We start from the raw sequence: 595 nt of genomic DNA on the forward strand, positions 1-595 counted from the left end.
TCGCCGTCAACCAGCTCACGGGCCTGGTCCAGGGCGACCTGGTTGACGGTGTCCCATCCGATGTCCAGCGACTTCGCGATCGCGGCCACGCTCATCCGGTCGATCGCCAGGCGCTGGAGTATCCACCGGGTGCACCGCAGGGTCATCTTCTGTTTCGGTGGCGCGCAGTCGAGTCGTTGTTGGAAGATCCGCGTTCTGCACTCAGGGTTCGTGCAGGTGAACCTGGGCAGGCGTACCCGCAGGCGGGTGGGGTGGCCCACGACCGGTAGATCCACGAGTTGCCGAATGACGTGATCACGACGCCATCCCGGCTGCCTGCAGGACGGACACGTCGAGTCCTGCTGGACCGGTTGGCAGGTGATCCAGGTGTGGTGATTGTCGATCGCGGCGCCGGTGATCGTTAATCCGAGTTCGACGGTGCGGATGATGGTGTCGGCAACAAGAAACGTAGAATCGGGCATAGGTCCTCGGGGCGAAAGTATGAGCGTGTGGTAACTCTCATCTTCGCACCGGGGACCCCTACATCTTGTGGTGGGGTGCCCAGGATGGGTTGCTGCTATCGGGCCGGGGTATGCACTCTAAAAACGGAAGAGCC

1 protein-coding gene is annotated in these 595 nt (G+C 62.4%); it reads right to left on the reverse strand.

Going from position 1 to position 595, the window contains the following annotated elements; translation table 11 throughout:
- Nucleotides 1-461: helix-turn-helix domain-containing protein (locus ACQCVD_RS15485; protein WP_426824672.1), on the reverse strand; the 461-nt coding region annotated here is incomplete at its 3' end.
- Nucleotides 462-595 lie beyond the last annotated feature (134 nt).

It is taken from the genome of Corynebacterium halotolerans, assembly GCF_050107895.1.
Taxonomy (GTDB): Bacteria; Actinomycetota; Actinomycetes; order Mycobacteriales; family Mycobacteriaceae; genus Corynebacterium; species Corynebacterium halotolerans_B.